Source organism: Maribellus luteus (assembly GCF_003576475.1).
GTDB lineage: Bacteria > Bacteroidota > Bacteroidia > Bacteroidales > Prolixibacteraceae > Draconibacterium > Draconibacterium luteum.
The window spans coordinates 480886-503634 of record NZ_QWGR01000003.1 but is presented as its reverse complement, the minus strand read 5'-3'; the positions used below and the strand labels follow the sequence as shown (position 1 = coordinate 503634).

Below are 22749 nucleotides of genomic sequence, written 5' to 3'. Positions count from 1 at the left end.
TTCTATCGAACAACCAGTTTTTGTGCCGAAGATTTTTGACCTTCCGATTCAATAAAATACATATAAACCCCGCTTGTTAACGAGGAAACGTTTAAATCCAGGTGATCGGAATAACGATCAACAGTAAATTGATTAACCGGGCGTCCCGATTGGTCAACCAGGTGTAAAGTGGCCGAAAATACATTGGTCGGGAGTGAATAAGCCACTTTCACTGTCTCGCTACCCGGATTGGGGTAAGCATTTAGCGACCAGTCTTCGCTTGATTTCAGAACCGACGCATTGAGAACGGGCGCTCCGGGCAGCGAATAAATATTGGTCCAAATCACTTCCGGGAAAGTGGAGAAATTGTAACAATACGAAAAGAGTTTGTACTCGTCTTCACCCGTTTTGTTGATGTAATTGTACAGTGCGCCATCGATGAATACAATTTCGCTGCCGTCTTCGTTGATGATCCGGCTGTCGTACTCGTAATAATCCGATCCCGAATAGTATTTGTAATACGAATAAAGAAACTCAATTCCTGTATCGCTGTCAAAGGTTTTTTCGGAAAGAAATTTAATATCAAACAAGTAGCAGCCCGATGGAACAGAGCATGCAATCGTTTTGTACAAGGAATGATCCATATTGTAAATGCGGCATTCAGCACGCGGAACATCCATTAGGTAGTACTTGTAACCAAGGGTTTCGAATTTCACAACGTTTGCCGAGTAGTTGTACGTGTGATCCAGTGTCACCTGTGCCTGGCTGAAAAAGTAAGCCAATGCAAACGCGAGTAGCAGGATTGATTTTTTCATCTTATTAAAATTGTTTGTTTTCTAAGGTATAAGATGGAACTCGCATGATTTTAATTATCTGCCAATGTGTGAAGAATTTCTCATGCTCGTTTCATTGATTGATATTTTTAGTTGATAAGTTTCAGCCCTTCCTGTGCCGACGCATCGCCGGGATTGTAAAGCTTTACTTTGTTGAACAGCACCTTCGCCTGGTTGTAGTTTCCAAGAAAATACGAAGTCCAGCCCAACATCAGAAGACCATCGTAGCCAAACGGATACAGGTCGACCACCTTTTTAAAGAGCGGATAAGCTTTGTTGTAATCTTTCCGGCCGTAATAAACCAAACCCAGCCGGTACATGGCAACGGTATTGTTTGGGTGGATCTCCAGAATTTTATCGTAGATGCCAATCACCTCATCCCAACGGCCCAGCGCAGCCAATGGTAAAATCAGTCCAAATCGGGTTTCTTCGGCATATGGTTTTAGTTTTTGTGCCTTCGAATAGAAAATAATGGATTCGTCGAAAAGGCCTGCATTGTAATTCAGCCACCCCAATCTCAGATTGATTTCGTACGAGGATTCATCGTAGACCTGCTTTAACGGATCCATCGAAGCGGAGAAATCCCCTGTTTTTTCCAGTGTGTAGCTTTTACCGAACGCAGCTTCAAGAGCTTGCTGGTTGGTTTGGGCAACTATTTGAAGAGCGGTCGCTGAAAAAATCAGCAACGCGAGTAATTTTCTTTTTAAAAGTTCCATGATATTCCTGCTGTAATGGTTTGCTTGATATAACTGTATTCAATGAAATTGTCGGGGATGGCATTGCGGTACACCTGGTATTTCTCGATCACATCCTGGTTCAGGTAGCGCACCACAAACTGGTATTTTTTGGCGAAAGGGAAGTAAATGCTACCCATAAATTTGCGTGTGGATCGTCCGGGAAAATTGGCAATTACATAACCGCCAGATTCCACAAAGTTTTCCATCTCTCCATCGAGGTAGTTGCCGTAAAAATGAAAGGGCCCCAATTGAAATCCACCCGAAAACCCGAAAGTGTTATAGCTGAAACTGTTTTCTGAATCGCCTTTGAAATATACACGCGGAGTGAAGTACAAACGTGTATTTGATAGCGGGTAAAACGTCAGCCATGCTGAAGCCTGGGTAAACTTTTTATCGTTGATGTTGGCGAGGTTTATTTCTGCTCCGGGCGAAAAATTTCCCCAATGTGTCCAGACCGAAGCGGAGAAAATAAAATCAGAATACTTTTTTCTCATTGTGTAAAATGAGCCGGGATCGTAGTTGCCCAGAATCAGGTCGTAGTTTCCCCATACGAAATTTAAAGATGGCGAGAAATACCATTTCCCAAGGGCGAAATTCGGGCTCAGAAAATACTGGTATTGTTGAATGTCCATCGGAAAGTTGTATTCCGATCCCCAGAACAACTGTTCGTCGCGGTTTACGCCAATGTAGGTGAAATTATGATTCAGGTTCAGGCCCGGAGCAAGCCGGTGACTGTAATCGAGCGATCCAAAATGGTAGTTTTTCAGAAAAAATGCCTCACCGTAGTCACTACCTACTGCGGCTTTATTGTGCAACTGACTTGTTTTAAGCTGATCAAAATCGGCATTAAAGCTGAATCCCGCCTCCAATGCCATTCGTAAGGGCTGCATTTTCTGGTAATTGATTTTTTCCTGAAGAGCAACCGTAAAGTCTTTGGCAACTCTCCCGGCTTCGGTCGATCTTCCCGAAAACAGCAGACTGTAATACAGGTATTCCTGCAGCCACTCCATTTGCTGATCGGTTTCCCAGCCTTTCAAAAACCATCTGGTTGATTTCCGATATTTCCCCAGGTTGTAATAAGCAATTCCGGTTCGGGCCTGCAGGTTGAAATAGTCGATCCCGTTTTGACGCGCCGAGTCGTTAAAGGCGATCAACTGTTTCCAGTCCTTCTGGAGAAAAAGCTCATACGATTTCTTGTCCACCTCGGGATAATTCCATTTTTCCTGCGCATTCAGCACATATAAAAAGGACAGAAATATCAGAGTGATTCCAATTCGTTTTGACATGTTAGTTTGATCTTGGCTTCGTTAAAAATTACATTTATTTCAATCTGGCTTTCGGTGTTTATCCGCACACCGATTTCGTAAGAGCGGACCGATTTTCCCAGAATATTTTTATTGACGCTTGCTTCCATTTCCAGGTCGCCCGACGAAAGAATGTCTCCAGCATCTTTCATCGTTAACTGATAGTTGGTATTCAGAAATAAAAAGATGGGGGCGACAAAATCCTGCAAAAATTGTAAAGGACCTGAAAACATCAGATTTACAGGGATAACATCCTGAATCTTGCTGTTGGGAAGAAATCCGGTGGGAACTTTAAAAAGTGCGATAAAAAACCAGTACAGCGGTGAATATTTTGTTCCCGTAAAGTTGGTGAAATAATGGAGCTCGTCGGTGTTGTAGAGGTAAGCAACTCCATCATCCTTTTCACATTGAAGGAAGGTGTTGTTGTATACATCGGTTTGTACCATCCATGCATATTCTCCGGTCATGTTTTTCCATTTGCTTTTGGCTGAATCGACTTCAACCTTCACTTTTATCCGCTGACCCGGAATAAAATGCAGGGCTTTAGCCAGCGTTTCATTTTTGGCGGGATTCACAACGATGGCATCCTTTTCAGGGAAATCAAAACTTTTGAGCGTATAAGCATTGCTTTCTTTCAGAAGGTAGTTGCCAAAGGGATAATCGAGTGTAAGCGAACCAATGTACGGTGTTGCCTGAAACTGGAAGTGCAGGTGTGGATAGGGTGAACGGCCGGAATTTCCGCACCGCCCGAGTATCTGTCCCTTTTTCACCTGGTCGCCCGCTTTTACCTCCAGCGAGTGATATTTTAAATGACTCAATTTGGCATACAGCGTGTCGTTGTGTTGGATGATCACTGTGTTTCCCCAGTTTTCCCGTGTATTTACGTCGCCAATTGTATTGTCTTCCACATGATTCACCGCTTCAACAACGGTTCCGTCAAAAGGGGCGACAACGGCTTTCCCAAAACAGAAATAATCTTCCAGGTAATCGCCGGAGCCTTTGAACTGTTGCCCGTTTCGGTCGGTGATCACAAAATCCCAGGCATGTTTCCATTGTCCTTTGTGGGTGTATTCCCCGCTGTGGCCCTGGCTTACGGTCCATTCGCCAAAAAACGGAAGGCTGGCAGAAACCGGGAAAGCTGCCGGAAAACGTTTCAGGTTACCCGAATACAAGTAGAGATTTTTCTCGGGATTTCCGAGTTGAACGGGTGTTTCCATCAGCTTGCGTGGCCGTTTCTCGCGCAGTTTTAATGCGTACAGGAACATCAGCACCACAATATTGAACGGCAGTGAATAGGCGGAAATTCTCAGCAGTAAAAAGATTTGCTGCGTACTGGTAGTGACCAGCACCACTGCGGGAAGCATCAAAATAATCCAGGCATAACTCACTCGTCCGGGAATCAGGTAATAACCGCCCAACGCAATGGCGGTCAGGATGTAGTTGAACCCGATAAACGTGTAACCCAGCGAGTTGAATTCGATGCCCACAATGTGGTAAAACAGGTAGGCGACGGTAAAACCGAGCAGCGATAAAACAAACGTAATTCGCGAGTAAATCAGTAAGCCAATTGAAATAATAATTCCGGCTAACAAATGGCTCTGAAAGAAAATAGCCCCCAGCGAATGGAAGTAGATTCGGATAAAGGAACTTCGGATGTTGTTTTCAAGGAAATCATAAAAATCGACAAAACTTTGCCCGCCTATCGAATACAGTTCATTGTAAGTGTAAATGCCTCGCTCACTGATGTTCAGCGCCGATAAGTCGCTCCCGGATAGTGCTACGATCCAGATTCCGAACAAAAACGGGATACTCAAAAAAGGCAGGCCGTATTTGTACAATACCCCCTGGAAAACGATGGTAATGAAAAAAGTTACTACCGCCGCAATTCCGATCAGCAAAAACACTTCGGGTGAAGGCTGGTAGAACAGCCCAACTCCCAATCCCACAAGCAAGGCATTGTAGCCGTACAAACCCGTGCTGATGAAGTAGCGGTTGTACCCAAGCCCCCAAGCCAGCGTGTTGGCTACCAGCACCGCCAGTAATCCGCCAATGCCGGCACCGTAATCAAAGAAACTGATGATAATGAGTAGTACAGCCAAAAGTTTCGAACCCGAGAAAAACACCTGCGAATAGCTGTTCAAAACCGAGTTCAGCATTTCTTTTCTGTTGACGACGGAAAGCGGCATGCTTTTTTATCTTTTAGGATTTTGTTCGAAATCTTGCAACGAGGCCAGTTCTTCTTTCTTCCGGATAATGTGTGGTTTTCCGTCCAGATCGATCAGTACTACATTCGGGCGGAAGGTGATGAATTGCATCCACTGTGTCATGTTGTAAGCGCCTACCCGTTCAATCACCAGTTTTTCTCCGGTTTTCACCTGCGGAAAATTAATGGCATCGCGAATTACATCGATGTTCATACACAGCGGCCCGTAGATCGTACTTTCCTCCACATGCGACGACAATTCCCTTGTGGGATAAACACCCAGGTTGTACCAGAAAGAGGTAAACAGCAAATTCACTCCTGCATCGATTACCATGGTCCGGCGTCCGTGAGTGGATCGCTTGTTGGCCAGCACAGTGGTGAGCAGGTAACCTGCATCGTCGATCAGGGCACGGCCGGTTTCGAGGAACAACACGGGCAGGTTTTCATGTGGAATTTCGGATGAAATCAAGGCGTTCGAAATGGCTTCTGCATATTCGTCAAACGACGGACAGGTTTCGGTTCCCGGCATGTACGCACCCTTCAGCGTATTTTTCGACGCAAAACCACCACCCAGATCTACATATTTCAGCCAGTGATCAAATTTGCGGTGAGTGGCCATGTACAGGTTGGCCAGTTTGGAAGCTGCAATCGCATAAGCATTTGCCGACATAATGTAGGTGCCAATGTGCGTGTGCAGCCCGATCAGATCAAGGTTTTCGGCCAGCATGATCCGGTTAATGGCATTCCAGGCTTCTCCGTTTTCGTAGTTAAAGCCAAAACGGTCCCAGATCGGATAAATGCCCGCATCGAGGTTAATACGGATGGCCACGCGTGCTTTTTTATTGAGTTCGCGTGTAACTTTTATCAGCAAATACAGTTCGTCGAAATGATCGATGTGAATACAGGCATTGTGGTTAATCGCCAGTTTCAAATCGTCAGCTGATTTTTCGGGACCGTTAAAAATAATGTTCGATCCGTTAACCCCAAGCGAAAGTGCCTTTTCAAACTCAAAAGCCGAAACCACTTCGGCCCACGAGCCCTCGTCGTGGAAAATGCTGCAAACCGCATCGAGGTAATTGGTTTTGTACGACCAGGCAAACTGCACTTTCGGATAGCGCGTTTCAAACGCTTGCTTGGCATCGGCATAAGTTTCGCGAATGGTTTTTTCGGAAATAACAAACACCGGAGAACCGTAGTCTTCCATGAGTTTTTCAACAGCGATGCCATCAATGGCTGAAATGGTTTTTAGTTTGGTCGGCAATCCGAATTTATTGGGAACGCCAGCAGTTATTTTACTGATAACGGGTTTTTCGTAGACTATTTTTTCCATGTTCTTTTCTGTTTTTAAATTTCCTTGTTCATTGAAATGGCGGCAAACTTTTCCAGGTCTACAATGGCATCGTAGGAGTAGCGCACAAACATTTTTCCGATTTTGTATTCTGTCATCGGCTCTACTTTTTGCCCAAGCGCCAGTTTTACCAACGCTTCCGGGATGTTTTGCCCGGCGCCCACGGCGAGATAGACCCAGGCCGGAATTCGCGGATTTATTTCAATGAGGTAATATTCGCTTTTGTTGGTTTTGATGAGTTCGAGTTCCATGCCGCCCCTCCATTTGGTTTTTTGGATGAGGTTGCGGGTAAGTTCCATCATTTTATCGTCGGCCAGGGTAATGCCGCCCCAGGCTTTTCCTTTGTCGGTAATATATTGTTTGCGCATCGGAACGGCAGCAACGGTGTTTCCTTTTCCGTCGCCCAAGGCAATCACGTTTACTTCGGTTCCGCGTACAAATTCCTGGGCAATAACAGGGAAACCCCATTTGGCCGAGATTTTATGAAAGGCTTGTTTTACCTGCTCTTCGTTTTGTGCCACATAGGCATCGTAAAACTGGCCTTTGATCATTACCGGGTAATCGAATTTGTCCTCCAGATCCGAAATTTGCGAGAGGCTTCCCATATTCAGGCTTCCCGGAACTTTTACTCCGTATTTTTTGCCGAACTCTTCGAGTTTGTCCTTTTCCCGTTCCTGGAATTGTTTGAGCCCCGGAAGAAAAGTGTGGATGCCCTGTTTTGCCAGCCGCTCTTCATTTTTCATAAAAGAAAAGAGCTCGGCATCGAAATTCGGAATCAGTACGTCTATCTTTTCCGAACGGTGAATGGCTTCAATCCGCTCGATCAGTTCGTCGGAACCTGACGACGGATAGGGAATTTGGAAAATGCGGTCGCACAATCCTTCCATATAAATACCGGGTTCCAGGTTCTCGTAAACCAGGCCAATAATGCGGGCCTCGAACACGGCCGACTCCTTGATTCCGCGAATTACCGGAACGCCCGGTCCGGGGTTGTCCGTGTTGTTCAGACCCGTTACCGCTATCGTAATTTTTTGTTTGTCCATGGCGTTTAGTTGAAATCAAGCGGATCGTCCTGCGAAATGATTTGATGATGCTTTAGCAAGGCGCAGAATTCGTAAAAATCTTTTTCAAATGTCAGGTCGTCAATGTCGAATCGGTCGAGTACTTCATTTTTTATCTGGTCGAAGTCTTTGCCTGATTCAATATTCTTCAGCAATTCAAGGCCAAAAGGATTGAGATTGAACGAATCTCCGGTCCTTGAATTGAAAACAAAACCATTGTCGCTGATTTTTATTTCTCCCGTAATTTTCATTGCTTTTTGTCTGTATTATTATGTAATGCTTTGAGTTGTGCCCACTTTTGGAACCTACTTTGTTTTAAACATGTGTTTGACACACTTGCAGGAAAAAACTTGTGGATGTCAGTTGTTTTTTACTCAAAAAAGAGGAATAGGTTCCAGTTTAAACAGGACAAATGTTTAAAAACAGTATGTTGAAAGTTCGGAGAGATATGCGGTCATATTTAGTCATTATTAAAAGATGCCTGAAAATTTCGTGTGGACTCCGATTATTTCCAATAAAAATTAAATTTGTAGGCTCAAATTTTAACAGGCAGGTACAGTCTGAATTCTTTGAAAAAGAAGAAGAAGGATAACAAGAGGAAAGACTGCATCCCTGCTTCTTGAATGTAAAAAGAAACATCATGGCACGTTTGAAAATTAAAGACATTTTAAAAAGTGGAAAAGCAGGCGACGAAGTGGTTGCCAAAGGTTGGGTAAGAACAAAGCGGGGAAGTAAAAATGTAAATTTCATTGCTTTAAATGACGGTTCCACAATCAATAATCTTCAAATTGTGGTGGATGTTGAGAGTTTCGACGAAGCAGTGTTGCGCGACATTAACACCGGCGCTTCGCTGGCAGTTACCGGAACTTTGGTTGAATCGGCCGGAAGCGGACAGAACATCGAACTGAATGCCCGCGAAATTAAGGTGCTGGGAAAAGCTGATCCGGAGAAATTCCCGATTCAGTCGAAAAAACACTCGCTGGAGTTTTTGCGCGAAAATGCGCACCTGCGTTTCCGTACCAATACGTTTGGCGCCATTTTCCGTATTCGTCACGCCATGGCATTTGCCATTCATAAATATTTCAACGAAAAAGGATTTAACTACCTGCACACCCCGATTATTACTGCGAGTGATGCCGAAGGTGCAGGGCAGATGTTCCGGGTTTCAACACTCGATGCCAAAAATCCTCCGTTAACAGAAGAAGGAGCCATCGATTATTCTCAGGACTTTTTTGGCCGCGCCACCAACCTCACGGTTTCCGGGCAGCTGGAAGGAGAATTGGGAGCTTTGGCGCTGGGTGAAATTTATACGTTCGGACCTACTTTCCGGGCCGAGAATTCAAATACAACCCGCCACCTGGCTGAGTTCTGGATGATTGAGCCTGAAATGGCTTTTTACGATCTGAAAGACAACATGGACCTGGCGGAGGAATTCCTGAAATCGTGTATCAAATATGCGCTGGATAACTGCATGGACGATCTGAAGTTTCTGGCACAACGCCTGGAGCAGGAAGAAAAGAACAAACCGCAGGATCAGCGCTCGATGCCCTTGATCGAAAAACTGCAGTTTGTACTCGACAACGATTTTATCCGCCTCACGTATACCGAGGCCATCGATATTCTGAGAAATTCAAAACCGTTTAAAAAGAACCAGTTCCAGTTTCCGGTTGAATGGGGAATTGACCTGCAGAGCGAACACGAACGCTACCTGGTGGAGAAACACTTCAAATGCCCGGTTATTCTGACGGATTACCCGAAAGACATCAAGGCTTTCTACATGAAACAGAACGACGACAACAAAACCGTTCGGGCAATGGACGTGTTGTTCCCGCAGATTGGTGAGATCATTGGTGGTTCACAGCGTGAAGAAGACCTGACAAAACTGGAAAACCGCATGAAGGAGATGGATATTCCTGTAGACGAAATGTGGTGGTACCTCGATACCCGTCGTTTTGGTTCGGTTGTACACAGTGGTTTTGGGCTGGGATTTGAACGTTTCATATTGTTTGTCACAGGAATGGGGAACATTCGCGACGTGATCGCCTTCCCGAGGACGCCAAAAAATGCTGAGTTCTGATGTTTGTAGAGGTGCTGCTCCAAAAAAAGTATTAAATTTAGCGCAACTAATTTTGGGATATGGAGCAAAGACTTACACTACAGCAAAAGCTTCTCCAAAAGTTGTCACCTCAACAAATACAGGTGATCAAGCTTTTGGAAATCCCTACTATGCAGCTCGAGCAGCGCATCAAAAAAGAGTTGGAGGAGAACCCGGTACTGGAACTTGAGTCTGACAACCAGTCGCTTGATGAAGGATCGGACCTGCAGGATCAGGAGGATAACCGGGATGTGGACAACGAGGAATTCACGATCGATGACTATTACGAAGATGATGAGATTCCGACCTACAAGCTCAATACCAACAATTATTCGAAAGACGATAAGTACATTGATGTGCCGTTTTCGGTCGGAACATCGTTTCACGAATCGCTGACAGAACAGCTGTCTCTCTCCGATCTTTCGGAACGGCAGCAGCAGCTGGCCGAGTACATTATCGGAAACATTGACGACGATGGCTACCTGCGCCGCGACCTGATGTCGATCAGCGATGACCTGGCTTTCAATATGAACCTGGATGTTCCGGAAGAAGAACTGGAGGAAATTCTGACCGTGATTCACGATTTTGACCCGCCCGGAGTGGGAGCGCGTGATTTGCGTGAGTGCCTGCTGTTGCAGCTCGACCGGAAGGAAGACGGAGATTATGACCTGGCGAAAACCATTGTAAGGGATTTCTTTACCGAATTCACCAAAAAGCATTACGACAAAATAAAAGCCCGTTTGGAGCTGAGCGATGATGAATTAAAGTTTGGCATCGACCATGTTTTAAAGTTGAATCCGAAACCGGGCAGTTCGTACAGCAATCCGTTAAATAAGGCGAATCAGCACATTGTTCCCGATTTTATCCTCGACAACGTGGATGGTGAACTCAGTTTGTCGCTGAACCAGCGAAATGTGCCGGAGCTGACCATCAACGAAACCTACCAGGAGATGCTCAGAAACATGAGCGAGAGCCAGAAGGCGAAGAAAAACGACAAAGAGGCCTTGCTGTTTGTGAAACAGAAGATCGATTCGGCCAAATGGTTTATCGATGCCATTCAGCAGCGGCAAACAACCTTGTTGCTTACCATGTCGGAAATCATCAGCTTCCAGCGCGAGTTTTTCCAGGATGGCGACGAGACCAAGCTCAAACCTATGATTCTGAAAGACATTGCCGAGCGGACAAATCTCGATATTTCAACCATTTCAAGGGTTTCAAACAGTAAGTACATTCAAACGCATTTTGGTATTTATCCGCTGAAATATTTCTTTTCCGAAGGGATGCAGAAAGACGACGGGGAAGAAGTTTCGACCCGTGAAATCAAGAAAATACTGCAAGAGTGCATTGAAAACGAAGACAAGCGCAGGCCTTTGACCGACGAAAAGCTGGCCGCCATCCTCAAGGAAAAATCATACAACATTGCGCGCAGAACAGTAGCAAAATACCGTGAACAGCTGGATATTCCGGTGGCTCGTTTGCGAAAAGAACTCTGATATGCATCCAAAATTAGCCAAAGTAGTTTCCATCCTGTTTCACCCCGTTCTTATTCCTACGCTCGGAATTCTTTTGTTGCTGAATTCGAGTTTTTACTTTTCCATGTTGTCGTGGGAAGCCAAGCGTTTTATTCTTTTGGTAGTGTTTTTTACCAGTTGCATTTTACCCATGCTCATGGTGTCGCTGCTGGCGCTAAATACAAAGTTCGACATTAACATGCCCAAAAGTACCGACCGTGTGCTGCCGCTTTTGGCTGCTGCGGTGTTTTATTACCTGGGCTTTGTTTTGCTGGGACGAATATCGGTGTTTCCGGTGCTGAAAATGTACATGCTGGCCAGTGTGCTGGTAATTGTGGCCTTGCTCATTATTTCGCTGAAATGGAAAATTAGCAATCATATGGCGGCTTTGGGCGGTCTTGCCGGGATGTTTTTTGCCCTGTCGTTCCGCTACGGACTAAACCCGGTTTATTCGTTGCTGGGCATTATTTTGGTATCGGGCATTGTGGGAACCGCTCGTCTGGCACTGGAGCGGCACAACATCTGGCAGATTATTGCCGGTTATTCCCTTGGATTCTGTGTACTTTACCTCGTGGTTTATTTTGTTTGATCCTGTTGAAAAGCATCGCTTTTAGTTTTTCGTTTTAAGCATTACGCATCTCTTTCAAAAAAGCACAGCATCTTTTTAGAAAAAAGAAGCGTCTTTTTTAAAAAAAGACCTTAGGTTTTTCCAAAAATGTAGTGTGTTTTTTAGGTGCTGTTGAAACGCCCTGTTTTCAAGGCTTTCAAAACATGTGTTTTGGCTGATAAAATCAGGTTCCCGCAAAGAGGTGAAAGAAGTGCAAAGCCCGCAGATCATGCCTTCTTTCATTAGCGGCCTCCTAAGAATTCTTAGCGTGCTTAGCGTGAAAACAAATAAGACACGACAGTCGATGAGGTATCGGTTACCTGTCATAAAAAACCCCGTCCGGGCAGGACAGGGTAGTTATCATTATAAGGTTGAATTTCTTATTCTGACGGGAGGCTAATCTACAAACTTATAGCCAATTCCTTTCAGTGTTTTGATGTGGCTGTTGCCAATCTTTTCCCTCAGTTTGCGAATGTGCACATCGATGGTACGGTCGCCCACCACAACGTTTTCGCCCCAAACCGAGGAATAGATTTCTTCGCGGGTAAATACTTTCCCGGGTTTCGAAACCAGTAGCGAAAGCAGCTCAAATTCTTTTCTTGGAAGGATCATCTCGTTGTCGCCAATGCGAATCAGGTAACGTTCCTTGTCAATCAGCAGGTTCCCAATGGTAATGGTGTTCGAATCCACCACTTCAACGGGCGCCTGCGTGGCTTCGCCGGTTCTTTTTAACAGGGCTTTTACGCGGCTTACCAGTACTTTTGGGCGAACGGGCTTGGTAATGTAATCGTCGGCACCGGCCTCAAAACCAGCAATCTGCGAGTAGTCTTCGCCACGGGCTGTCAGGAAGGCAATAACGGTACTGCCAAGCGCAGGCATTTTACGCAGTTCTTCGCAGGCTGCAATTCCGTCCATCTCGGGCATCATCACGTCCAGGATAATCAGGTGAGGAATTTCTTTTTCAGCTATTTCCAGCGCTTCAACACCGTTTTTGGCGGTATACACAATGTAACCTTCTTTCTCGAGGTTGTAGCTCAGAAATTCAAGGATATCGAGTTCGTCATCGACCAACAGAACTTTAAACTGATTTTCGCTCATAACAAGTAAAATTTGAATTGTAAAGGTAAGCACCCACTGTTAATAAACGATTAACGTTTGTTTACACTATCAATAAGCACAAAGTTAGGTTATTATTTGGCTTTTTCAAGTGTAAAGTTGAAGGTGGTGCCTTTGTCGAGTACGCTTCTTACATTGATCGACTGGTTATGTGCTTCAATAATGTGTTTTACAATGGAAAGCCCCAGCCCGGTTCCGCCCTGCTCGCGCGAACGCGATTTGTCGACCCGGTAAAAACGCTCAAAAATACGCGGCAGGTCTTTTTTCTCGATCCCGATGCCGTCGTCGGCCACTTCTACAATTATGTTGTCTTCCAGATCGTAGAACGAAATGTTCACGTTGCCTTTTTTCTTGCCGTATTTTATGCCGTTAACAATCAGGTTGGTCACCACTTCGAGTATTCGCTTTTTATCGGCTTTTACATAAATGGGGCGGTCGGGTTTGTTGACGATTTGTACCGAAATTTTGCTTTCTGTAGCCTGCCAGTGTTCCATTTCAAGCACTTCTTCTACGGTTTTAACAATGTCGAAACGGGTAATATTCAGCTTTAATTCTCCCGACTCAAGCTTGGTGATCGACTCCAGGTCTTCCACAATCGAAACCATGCGGTCGATGCTTTTTTCGGTACGTTTCAGGTAAAGCTTGTTGATTTTCGGATCATCCAGCCCGCCTTCCAACAGTGTAAGTACATAGCCCTGGATGTTGAAAATCGGTGTTTTCAGTTCGTGCGAAACATTGCCCACAAAATCTTTGCGGTATTTTTCGAGCTCTTTCAAGCGTTCAATCTCCTTCATCTGTGTTTTGGCCCATTCTTCCACTTCAAACTTTACGTTTAGCAGCAGGCTGTTGGGGTCGAGCATCTTTTCGTCCATCTTTTTACCACTTAGCGGAAGGTCGCGAATGGTATTGTAAATGGGTTTTATACGGTCGGTCACATATTTCCGGATGATAAACAGGATGGAATAATAGGTAGCCACAAAAAACAGGATCACGGGTATAATAACAACCAGGAGGTGCTTCCCGTAATGGTATACCAACAAGGCAATTGCCAGCGCCAAAATCGTAAGTACCGACGAAACAATGGCCGAAAGGAATTTTGATGAATAGGTCTTCATATGCAGTGTAAAACTTTGATTATCGAATTTGCGCGCTAAGCTATTATTAAAATCAGGATCATAAAGGTAAAAAAAACGCGCTACCAATTGATTAACAGTAATTTTAAGCTTAGTTAATGTTTTGTTAATGCAAAGCATTGGTTTGCTTCGTACTAGCCTTTTTATATTTGCTAGCCAGTGGTAAAGCCGGAAATGCGATTTCTCCGTCAGGTTTGGGAAGTTTAAACCTCTTTTCGATCTCCGGGGGCTTCCGGTTTTTTTAGGAAATTGAATAAAAGGATTTTTTTTCCTGTATGACAGGAATAATTCGCTTGGAAATTTTGTATCCGGGTGGAAGTCATTAAATTTAAAACATCGTTATTGCTACACAAAAGATGATATGGCAGTAGAGGACCGATATCAAAACCCTGGCTTGATGTTTAATAACGGCTCGTTCTGTTTTTATGGCGCGGTTGTTTTTGGTGATCTTCAGCAAATTGAAGGGAGGAAAGGCGAAGTTGTTTGTCATCCGGGAGCCACTTGTTTTTGGAAGGAATGAAGAGAGAATAAGTTCGGGAAGCAGAAACAGATAGAACAGATAGTTAAAAGAAGCCGTGATTAAATAGATTGTAATGGAAAATTTTTACTTAGTACTGGTAGTAGTATTATTTGCTTTGGCAATTTCAGACTTGATTGTCGGAGTGAGTAACGATGCTGTTAACTTCCTGAATTCCGCCATTGGCTCAAAGGCGGCGCCCAAGTGGGTGATTTTTCTAATGGCCAGTTTGGGAGTGCTGGTGGGGGCAACTTTCTCCAACGGAATGATGGAAGTGGCCCGGAAAGGGATCTTTCATCCCGAAATGTTTATGTTCTCCGAGATCATGATCATTTTCCTGGCAGTGATGATCACAGACGTTATCCTGCTTGATTTGTTCAACACCTTTGGAATGCCGACCTCCACCACCGTATCCATTGTTTTTGAATTGCTGGGCTCGGCAGTGGCGGTTTCAGCTGTTAAAATAAAAATGGCCGGGGGCTCCATTGTAATGGAGTTGTCGCAGTATATTAATTCGAGTAAGGCACTGGCCATTATTTCGGGAATATTGGTTTCGGTCTTTATAGCATTTACGGTGGGAGCCATTGTGCAATACATTTCGCGCCTGGTATTCTCGTTCAAATACCGGCCAGTGATGAACTACATGGGAGCCATTTTCGGAGGCATGGCCATTACTGCCATCACTTATTTTATGCTGATCAAGGGAATGAAGGGTTCTTCGTTTGCTGATATTCAGCTTGATTCGGGAGTCACCCTTCAGGAATGGCTGAATAACAACACGATCCGGATAATGATCTATGGATTCTTTTGCTGGGCTTTGTTGTTGCAGTTACTGCGTTGGATCTTCAAAGTTAAAATACTAAAGCTGGTGGTGCTGGTCGGAACCTTTGCCCTGGCCATGGCATTTGCCGGAAACGATTTGGTGAATTTTATCGGGGTTCCCCTGGCCGGATATAATTCCTTTAAAGCCTGGGTAGCATCGGGGGCTACTTCGCCCGATAGTTTTGGTATGGGCATGCTGGCCGGGAAAGTAGGAACGCCCACCTACATGCTGGTTATTGCCGGTTTGGTGATGATCCTTACCTTAATCCTTTCCAAAAAAGCACGTTCGGTGGTGGCAACAACAGTTGATTTGTCGCGGCAAAGCGAAGGCGAATCCGAACGTTTTGACTCTTCCATGGCGGCCCGTTTCCTGGTTCGTTCATCTACGCGTTTTAATAGGAATTTACTCAGGGTTATGCCCGCAGGGCTTACAAATGCTGTTCGTTCGAGGTTTGAACCGCATTCGTATTACAGCGCCGAAGACCCTGATGCACCGGCATTTGATAAACTACGGGCGGCAGTAAACCTGGTGGTTGCCAGTATTCTGATTGCCATCGGAACTTCGCTAAAACTGCCGCTTTCTACCACCTACGTTACTTTTATGGTGGCAATGGGTACCTCGCTGGCCGACCGGGCCTGGGACCGCGAAACGGCTGTTTACCGCGTTTCCGGGGTGTTTTCGGTAATCGGGGGCTGGTTTCTTACCGCAATAATCGCTTTTACCATATCGTGTTTTATTGCCTTTTTGATTTCGGTTAGCGGAACCTTTATGATTTTTGTGTTTGTCGCAGTGGCTATTTTTATAGTGATACGTACTCAACTGTTTTTTAGCAAACGTGCCCAAAAACTGGCTGCCGAGGAAGACGAAGACATTGTAGATGAAGATGCAAAAGAGCAGATTATTGAAAAAAGCTCGAAGCAGGTGGTGAAGACAATTGTGGCCAGCAACCAGGTGCTTACCATGGGAATTGAAGGCTTTCTGCACGAAGATCTTCAGGCACTTAAAAAAGCCCAGGAAGCTTGCCAGGAATTTTCAAAAAAGGCAAAACGCAACAAAGACAAAGTTTATACAACCATTAATAAGATAGCAGGTGACACGCTCGAAACCGGGCATTTCTATGTGCAAATGGTCGAGCATCAGCGCGAAATGGCTCACGCCGTTCATTTTATGCTGGAGCCCATGGTGAAACACGTTCAAAACAACCACAAACCGTTTGTTGCCGACCAGGTTAGCCAGCTGGGTGCTTTGTCGGGGCGGGTGGATACATTCTTTAATTATGTGTTGCACGTGGTGAAAGAAGAAAACTTTGATGACCTGGATGCCCTGATCAAAGAACGCGACGCCATTCTGGATGCTTTGGGGAAAATTGAGAAGTCGCAGATCAAGCGAATCAAGAACAAGATGGTGAATACCCGCAACTCGCAGTTGTTCTTTAAAATCATTACCGAAACGGAACATTTGCTCTTGCATTCGGTGAACCTGGTAAAAGCTCAGCGCGACTTTATTAAATTCACACGACAAACAAAATAAACCATACCCTCATTTTTTGGGATAAAGCCGGATGTTAAATTCCGGCTTTTTTTTGTTACATTTAGTTAAGATTCTTTGAAGTGTTTATTGTTCTTGATTTCAGTGTGTTAAGTGTTGGTGTGCATGATAAAGTAATATAAATGTAATAAAAGTGTAATCGTTTTGTAATACCAATCCTTCAATTTTGTTTCGTGAAAAAATCATTGACATCAACTAGTTAGTGGGTTGTTTTACAATGAATTAAATACGTCATTAAATACTGAATAATGGAAAACTTTTACCTGGTTCTGGTAGTCATTTTGTTTGCACTTGCCATTTCCGACCTGATTGTAGGCGTTAGTAACGACGCCGTAAACTTTCTGAATTCTGCGGTGGGCTCCAAAGCGGCCCCCAAATGGGTTATTTTTTTAATGGCCAGTTTGGGAGTGTTGATCGGCGCTGCTTTCTCCAACGGAATGATGGAGGTGGCCAGAAAAGGAATCTTTCACCCCGATCAGTTCTATTTCTCTGAGATTATGGTGATCTTTCTGGCGGTAATGATTACCGACGTCATCCTGCTGGACATGTTCAATACCTTCGGGATGCCGACTTCCACCACTGTTTCCATCGTTTTTGAGTTACTGGGGGCGGCTGTTGCCACTGCCATCGTAAAAATCAAAATGGCTGGTGGAACCGTTTTACTCGAACTTTCGAACTACATTAACTCGGGGCAGGCGCTCGGAATTATATCCGGAATTCTGCTCTCCGTGTTTGTGGCCTTCACGGTGGGGGCCATCGTTATGTATTTCGCCCGTATGTTGTTTTCGTTTGAATACGGAAAATCGATCAAATACTTTGGTTCTGCCTTTGGAGGTCTGGCCATTACAGCCATTACCTATTTTATGTTGATCAAAGGGATCAAAGGTTCGGCTTTTGCCGATATTCCCCTGCCATCAGGCGAAAGTCTTAGCAACTGGATCAAGCACCATACTTTTACGGTGTTGCTGCTTAGTTTTGCCGGCTGGACCGTGTTGATACAGTTGCTGACCTGGATTTTCAAGATAGATATTCTGAAAGTGGTGGTTTTGGCCGGAACCTTTGCACTGGCCATGGCCTTTGCCGGTAACGACCTTGTAAACTTTATCGGGGTGCCCATTGCCGGTTTTAAATCGTTTGAGGCCTGGCGCGCTGCAGGAGGAATAGCTCCGGATGCCTTTTCGATGGAAGTACTGCAAGAGAAGAGTGTTACGCCGGTTTATATGTTGCTGATCTCGGGACTTATTATGGTGGCCACACTAATTTTGTCGAAAAAAGCGCAGGCGGTTACCGAAACCGAGGTAAACCTGGGGCGCCAGACAGAAGGGATGGAACGTTTTGGTTCTTCTCTTGTCGCACGTTTGATGGTGCGCCACACCATTCGGTTTAATAAATCAGTGGGGAAAGTGATTCCCGCCACGCTTACCAACCAGATTCAAAAAAGGTTTGTCCCGGTTTCTTTGGGGCCGGCTGACGATCCGCGAACTCCGGCTTTCGACAAGGTGCGTGCCTCGGTAAACCTGGTAGTCGCCAGTATCCTTATCGCGCTTGCCACTTCAATGAAATTGCCTCTCTCTACCACTTATGTAACCTTTATGGTGGCTATGGGAAGTTCGCTTTCCGACCGTGCCTGGGACCGCGAAAGCGCTGTTTACAGGGTGTCGGGTGTGTTTGCCGTCATTGGCGGTTGGTTTTTAACCGCACTGATTGCTTTTACCGTTTCGGCCATTATTGCCACCATAATTTCGGTGGGTGGAAAAATAATGATATTCGTATTTATTTCGATTGCAGTGTTTTTAGTGATTCGCACACAGCTTCTTTTCAAAAAACGCAGTGCTAAAAAACTGGCAGAAGAAGTGGAAGCTTTCGAAGAAAAAGACGGTGTGGAAAAGGTTATTCAGAAGTGTCGCAAACACTGTGTGAATGCCATTGAAACCAGCAACAAGATATTCTCGGTAGGTGTAGGTGGCTTTTTGGCAGAAGACCGTGCCCAGTTACGGGAGGCACTTCAGTTGAAAAACGAATTAAACGTCAAGTCTAAAAAAGTAAAGGCGAAGATCTTCTCCACCTTGTCGAAAATTGAAGATCAAGCGGATTACGGACATCATTATGTGCAGGTGGTCGATTACCAGCGAGAAATTGCCAACTCCCTGAATTTCCTGGTGCAACCACTTTTTGAACACATGGAGAATCAGCACAAGCCATTTACCGACGAACAGGCCGGTGAATTGCGAAAATTGATAAACAACATTGATAAGTACCTGGCTCTGGCACTTCTGGTGGTTACGAAGAATAAGTTTGATGAAATCGACCATTTAACTTCGATGCGCGATAGCATTATCGAACAGCTTCAGAAAACGGAGAAGGCTCAGATCAAACGCATCAAAACCAAGGAAGTAAATACGCGTAATTCGGTATTGTACTTCAACGTAAACAGCGAAACAAAAAATGTGTTGCTGCGAACCATTAGCATGGTAAAAGCATACCGCGATTTTGTCCAGGTCACGCAAACAAAAAAATAAAGTTTCCGTGCAATAACTTATAGAAAGCCATCTGTCAACTGACGGATGGCTTTTTTGATGCCGTGTGTGCGGTCAAAGCCTTTTTATGCAAATGCTTTTTATTTCACGCAGATTGCTCAGATTTCCGCAAATTTTATTTTACTCCAATGGGTGAAATCATTTTCTGCGTAAATCTGCGTGCCGTTAAATCAGAGAGACTCTGATGCAGAGCCATCGGGAGCTGATGGGGTTTATTCTCTGTGTCTTGGAGCGAATGAATAGATATCGTGAACCTTTGCTGGCTTGTCCAGGTTGAGTGTTTCTTGGGGTGTTTTGTTTAACCATTTATTAACGGGCATTTAATCATTACACAACCTGCTGTAAGCTCTTTTGGGCTAACTTGGCTGAAGTTAACTGAGAGAATTATGAAAGACAAAGCACGACTGATTTACAAAACCAGCAATACATGTTTCCCCGAATACCTTCCGGTGTATTTTTATGGGCTGCCCAATCAGAAAATGTTGGTTCTTTATACCCGTGAGCGGCAAAACGATCTGGTTCGCAAGTCGTTGGAATGGGTGGTGGCTGCTCATCTCGAATTTCGTTACGATTATCAATCGAACGTTATACTCGACCACGAGAATCAGTCGTACGATTTCGAGGAATTTAAAGAGTACATCGATCAGATGCAGCAACGAACAAAGCCGTTGCAAACGTATGGTACCTTCCGCGATTGGGCGGAAGCGGAGCAGTTTTACAACAGCAATGCTTCTCAAATGCTGCATAATCCAGGATTTACTGCAAAAACGATGAGTCCTTTAACCCACGGAATTTGGACTAAGGGCCAACATGGTCAGCAGGTGAAAGTCTGAAATTTGCGGAAAAGCACCGTAAACGGGATTGTTTTCTGCTATTGCTGAGACAATAGCGTCCATCCCTCGATCCAGTTGTCTTCGCCAAAAGCGCCCTTAAAATCAACTACCTGGAACCAGGGTAGAGGATAATCCAGCAGATCGCCCTTTATTTTTTCTTCCGGAACAAAGTCACCTGAAGCACTATTGATTTTAGGATCGCCAATCTCGTTTTTGGATGTGTTGAAAGCAGCTGCCCATTCATTGGCCATTTCCGGGGAATAGAGGCCTGATAATTTGAAGATACTTTCGGGAGTGGAAGAGGCTACATCGTAAAACAGGTTGGTTTTGATCGACAGCTTGCCGTTTTTCCACTGGTTGTAGCTGTCGTGTTGTTGGTCGGTTACTTCAATCGAAATGCCTTTGTCTTTGTTCACAAAAACCGAATTGGCAATGGTTCCACCCGCATTCTTTTCAAAACTGATGCAGGTTCCGGTACTCGATTTTCCACTTCCGACCAGGGTGAGGTTAAAGAGGTTGGGAAGCGAATTTGGTATTCCGTAGATCGGATCTACGCCGCCACCGGCCTCAATAAGGTTGTCGCCCGGAAGGTCTTCCTGCACTCCCAGCCAGAACTGTCCATTGCCCGACCATCCCAGGTCGTAGTCAAACAAATCGTCGCCACAACCCGAAACCACCATGTGTTTCAGGCTAACCGTACCGCCAAAAATCTCCACACCATCGTCTTCGTTCGAAATAACTTCTACGTAATCGATTTGGGTTTGATTGCCCACCCCGCCCAGTGTCAGGCCGTTGATTTCGTTTCCGTCGCCAATATTGGTACCTCCGTGACGGATTGAAATATATTTTAGTATCCCTGAATTGTCGTTCTCGTCGATTCCGCCGTAAAGACCTCGTGGTTCTGCCAGCGGAATTCCTTCGATGGAAGCCTCGCCGCCGCTTAAGTTAATGGGGGCGTTGCCCAAAATGATCAGCCCGCCCCATTGCCCCCGGATATCCCGTGCTACGGAACCTTTCAGATCGTCGTTTTCCGAAGTAAAAATAATGGGTTCCGATTCTGTTCCTTCGGCAATTATCTTTCCGCCACGGGCCACAATCAATGCGCTTGCATTTTCTGCCTGCCCGCTTTTAAAACGAATCACGGTTCCCTGTTCGATGGTCAGCACCTGGCCATCGTTTACAAAAATAAAGCCTTCCAGCACGTATTCTTTGTCTTTTGTCCAGGTAACGGTACCGGTACCAAGGCCATTGTCGGTGATGGTTTCGCTGTTTCCTTCCAGTAGATAGTCGCTTTTACGGCACGCAAAAACTGTTACCGCTAAAAGCAGAAATATGATTATCCGGTTTTTCATGGTTGCAGATTTTACAGTTTAACTTCCAGGTCGAGAAAAATAAAGGCCTTGGTTTTTCCATTCGCTGCCGTGGGGACCCAGTCGTGGTAGTTGAGCGCCATTTTTATTTTTTTTATGGGCTCGTACTGAATGCCGGCTACCAGGGCTGTTCCGTCGTTGGCAAGGTTCCACGGGTTTTCTTCGCCGCTGAGCTTGTTGGAAGCCATTTGATCGAAGCGGGCGAATAACTGGTATTTTGCGGTGATGTTGTACTTGGCAAAAATCGAGTAACCATAACGGTCACGCCCGTCTTTCCATTTTTCGTTGGTGCGGTAAAGCGCTTCTCCGGCTATGTTTGCTTTTTTCTTAAAATCGTAAGAAAGAAAAATGTGGTAAGTAGATTGCAAAAGATCGTTGTTGGTAAAATCGTAGTACAAACGGGTGGTAAAGTTTTTTACGGGCACAATGGTGGTGGCCAGCGAATATTTAAAAATACCGTCGGTTTGGACGTTGTTGTACCCTTCGCCGTTCATAACGGTAAAGTCTATTTCCCAGGAATCAGAGAAGGTATAATTAATATTCATCCCCAGGTCGGCTGAAGGGCCTATGGAATATTCATCGGCGAGTGTTTTCATCAGGTAGCGGCGTTCCCAAACTTTCTCCATTAACTTGTATTGCCGTAAACTGATCAATCCGAACTCCACTTCCAGCTTGTTTTCGGTGTAGCGCAAAAAGGCATTTTTGAAGTAAGCATAACGGCGGGCTTTGGCATATTCCGAAAGGTCTTCGGGACTACCAATATCGAGGTTGACTTTTGCATAAAATTCGGGGCTGAACTGATATTGGTACCCAATGTACCCACGTACCAGTTCAAAAGCTGACTCGTCGGCGGCGCTGCTTGTCAGTCCCTGGTGGTAGTTGGCAAAAATGGTGGCAAAGGCCGTGCCCGAGGGACGAAAGGTACTCTCCTGTGAAAAAACAGGTAGTACCCAAATAAGCATAAGTAGCTGTAGCAGTGTCTTCTTCATTTCAATCGTTCGTTTAGCAATTCGCGGCAAAAATAGAAGTTAATCGTTTTGTAATGAATCCTTAACCGGAATGAAATTACTTTTATCTATAAATGTAATGGATTTGTAACAGAAATGTAATAGAACTGTAACGGATAGATAACCTTTTGCTAACATACGAAATACAATGGCTGACTGCAAGTTGAATCTGATGAATCGTTCGGGC

17 protein-coding genes are annotated in these 22749 nt (G+C 44.9%); 6 read left to right on the top strand and 11 right to left on the bottom strand.

The window, feature by feature from the left end; genetic code table 11:
* Window positions 1-2 precede the first annotated feature (2 nt).
* From D1614_RS07705 to D1614_RS07675, 7 genes are all read right to left on the bottom strand, one after another.
* Complete coding sequence (locus tag D1614_RS07705) at window positions 3-794, bottom strand: T9SS type A sorting domain-containing protein (RefSeq protein WP_119437305.1); 792 nt, start codon at window positions 792-794, stop codon at window positions 3-5.
* A gap of 107 nt (window positions 795-901) precedes the next feature.
* Window positions 902-1528 carry a tetratricopeptide repeat protein gene (locus D1614_RS07700; protein ID WP_119437304.1) on the bottom strand — a complete coding sequence of 209 codons (627 nt, stop codon included), beginning with the start codon at window positions 1526-1528 and terminating at the stop codon, window positions 902-904.
* Window positions 1516-2835 (bottom strand): hypothetical protein, encoded by a 1320-nt coding sequence (locus D1614_RS07695; RefSeq protein ID WP_119437303.1) that lies wholly within the window; start codon window positions 2833-2835, stop codon window positions 1516-1518. The genes D1614_RS07700 and D1614_RS07695 overlap by 13 nt, the downstream gene beginning before the upstream one ends.
* On the bottom strand, window positions 2808-5039 hold the full coding sequence (locus D1614_RS07690) for an urea transporter (protein WP_119437302.1): 2232 nt from the start codon (window positions 5037-5039) through the stop codon (window positions 2808-2810). The genes D1614_RS07695 and D1614_RS07690 overlap by 28 nt, the downstream gene beginning before the upstream one ends.
* A gap of 6 nt (window positions 5040-5045) precedes the next feature.
* A complete protein-coding gene (locus D1614_RS07685; RefSeq protein ID WP_119437301.1) occupies window positions 5046-6386 on the bottom strand; it encodes an alanine racemase in 1341 nt (446 codons plus the stop codon).
* A 14-nt stretch (window positions 6387-6400) separates the two neighbouring features.
* Window positions 6401-7447, bottom strand: a complete 1047-nt coding sequence (locus D1614_RS07680; protein ID WP_119437300.1) for an ATP-grasp domain-containing protein — start codon at window positions 7445-7447, stop codon at window positions 6401-6403.
* A gap of 5 nt (window positions 7448-7452) precedes the next feature.
* Entirely contained in the window at window positions 7453-7716 is a 264-nt protein-coding gene (locus tag D1614_RS07675; RefSeq protein WP_119437299.1) for a PqqD family protein, read from the bottom strand.
* A gap of 389 nt (window positions 7717-8105) precedes the next feature.
* On the opposite strand from D1614_RS07675, the gene asnS reads away from it, so the two are divergent.
* The 3 genes from asnS to D1614_RS07660 are packed head-to-tail and all read left to right on the top strand — an operon-like array spanning window position 8106 to window position 11660.
* A complete protein-coding gene (gene asnS, locus D1614_RS07670) occupies window positions 8106-9542 on the top strand; it encodes an asparagine--tRNA ligase (RefSeq protein ID WP_119437298.1) in 1437 nt (478 codons plus the stop codon).
* 59 nt (window positions 9543-9601) lie between these two features.
* Window positions 9602-11053, top strand: coding sequence for an RNA polymerase factor sigma-54 (rpoN, locus tag D1614_RS07665; RefSeq protein WP_119437297.1), 1452 nt, complete (start codon window positions 9602-9604; stop codon window positions 11051-11053).
* 1 nt (window position 11054) lies between these two features.
* Window positions 11055-11660 (top strand): hypothetical protein, encoded by a 606-nt coding sequence (locus tag D1614_RS07660; protein WP_119437296.1) that lies wholly within the window; start codon window positions 11055-11057, stop codon window positions 11658-11660.
* Between the two features lie 414 nt (window positions 11661-12074).
* On the opposite strand, the gene D1614_RS07655 is transcribed toward D1614_RS07660, so the two are convergent.
* Together D1614_RS07655 and D1614_RS07650 are read right to left on the bottom strand one after the other, a co-directional pair.
* Window positions 12075-12776 (bottom strand): response regulator transcription factor, encoded by a 702-nt coding sequence (locus D1614_RS07655; RefSeq protein ID WP_119437295.1) that lies wholly within the window; start codon window positions 12774-12776, stop codon window positions 12075-12077.
* 92 nt (window positions 12777-12868) lie between these two features.
* A complete protein-coding gene (locus D1614_RS07650) occupies window positions 12869-13909 on the bottom strand; it encodes a sensor histidine kinase (protein WP_119437442.1) in 1041 nt (346 codons plus the stop codon).
* A 611-nt stretch (window positions 13910-14520) separates the two neighbouring features.
* Here D1614_RS07650 and D1614_RS07645 point away from each other — a divergent pair.
* The 3 genes from D1614_RS07645 (at window position 14521) to D1614_RS07635 (ending at window position 20185) form a co-directional block, all read left to right on the top strand.
* Window positions 14521-16797, top strand: a complete 2277-nt coding sequence (locus tag D1614_RS07645; RefSeq protein ID WP_119437294.1) for an inorganic phosphate transporter — start codon at window positions 14521-14523, stop codon at window positions 16795-16797.
* A 266-nt stretch (window positions 16798-17063) separates the two neighbouring features.
* Window positions 17064-19334: an inorganic phosphate transporter gene (locus D1614_RS07640; protein ID WP_119437293.1), complete on the top strand. Its 2271-nt coding sequence runs from the start codon at window positions 17064-17066 to the stop codon at window positions 19332-19334.
* A gap of 404 nt (window positions 19335-19738) precedes the next feature.
* Window positions 19739-20185, top strand: a complete 447-nt coding sequence (locus D1614_RS07635) for a hypothetical protein (RefSeq protein WP_119437292.1) — start codon at window positions 19739-19741, stop codon at window positions 20183-20185.
* Window positions 20186-20223: 38 nt separating this feature from the next.
* Here D1614_RS07635 and D1614_RS07630 read toward each other — a convergent pair whose 3' ends face one another.
* Window positions 20224-21537, bottom strand: a complete 1314-nt coding sequence (locus tag D1614_RS07630) for a beta-helix domain-containing protein (RefSeq protein ID WP_119437291.1) — start codon at window positions 21535-21537, stop codon at window positions 20224-20226.
* A gap of 11 nt (window positions 21538-21548) precedes the next feature.
* On the bottom strand, window positions 21549-22544 hold the full coding sequence (locus tag D1614_RS07625; RefSeq protein ID WP_119437290.1) for a porin: 996 nt from the start codon (window positions 22542-22544) through the stop codon (window positions 21549-21551).
* Between the last annotated feature and the right edge of the window lie 205 nt (window positions 22545-22749).

Bases quoted from the DNA above. Each gene is read 5' to 3' on its own strand.
- D1614_RS07690 (WP_119437302.1), bottom strand. From the start codon at position 5,039: ATGCCGCTTTCCGTCGTCAACAGAAAAGAAATGCTGAACTCGGTTTTG.
- D1614_RS07655 (WP_119437295.1), bottom strand. From the start codon at position 12,776: ATGAGCGAAAATCAGTTTAAAGTTCTGTTGGTCGATGACGAACTCGAT.
- D1614_RS07695 (WP_119437303.1), bottom strand. From the start codon at position 2,835: ATGTCAAAACGAATTGGAATCACTCTGATATTTCTGTCCTTTTTATAT.
- D1614_RS07650 (WP_119437442.1), bottom strand. From the start codon at position 13,909: ATGAAGACCTATTCATCAAAATTCCTTTCGGCCATTGTTTCGTCGGTA.
- D1614_RS07625 (WP_119437290.1), bottom strand. From the start codon at position 22,544: ATGAAGAAGACACTGCTACAGCTACTTATGCTTATTTGGGTACTACCT.
- D1614_RS07640 (WP_119437293.1), top strand. From the start codon at position 17,064: ATGGAAAACTTTTACCTGGTTCTGGTAGTCATTTTGTTTGCACTTGCC.
- D1614_RS07635 (WP_119437292.1), top strand. From the start codon at position 19,739: ATGAAAGACAAAGCACGACTGATTTACAAAACCAGCAATACATGTTTC.
- rpoN (WP_119437297.1), top strand. From the start codon at position 9,602: ATGGAGCAAAGACTTACACTACAGCAAAAGCTTCTCCAAAAGTTGTCA.
- D1614_RS07680 (WP_119437300.1), bottom strand. From the start codon at position 7,447: ATGGACAAACAAAAAATTACGATAGCGGTAACGGGTCTGAACAACACG.
- D1614_RS07685 (WP_119437301.1), bottom strand. From the start codon at position 6,386: ATGGAAAAAATAGTCTACGAAAAACCCGTTATCAGTAAAATAACTGCT.
- D1614_RS07700 (WP_119437304.1), bottom strand. From the start codon at position 1,528: ATGGAACTTTTAAAAAGAAAATTACTCGCGTTGCTGATTTTTTCAGCG.
- asnS (WP_119437298.1), top strand. From the start codon at position 8,106: ATGGCACGTTTGAAAATTAAAGACATTTTAAAAAGTGGAAAAGCAGGC.
- D1614_RS07705 (WP_119437305.1), bottom strand. From the start codon at position 794: ATGAAAAAATCAATCCTGCTACTCGCGTTTGCATTGGCTTACTTTTTC.
- D1614_RS07660 (WP_119437296.1), top strand. From the start codon at position 11,055: ATGCATCCAAAATTAGCCAAAGTAGTTTCCATCCTGTTTCACCCCGTT.
- D1614_RS07630 (WP_119437291.1), bottom strand. From the start codon at position 21,537: ATGAAAAACCGGATAATCATATTTCTGCTTTTAGCGGTAACAGTTTTT.
- D1614_RS07675 (WP_119437299.1), bottom strand. From the start codon at position 7,716: ATGAAAATTACGGGAGAAATAAAAATCAGCGACAATGGTTTTGTTTTC.
- D1614_RS07645 (WP_119437294.1), top strand. From the start codon at position 14,521: ATGGAAAATTTTTACTTAGTACTGGTAGTAGTATTATTTGCTTTGGCA.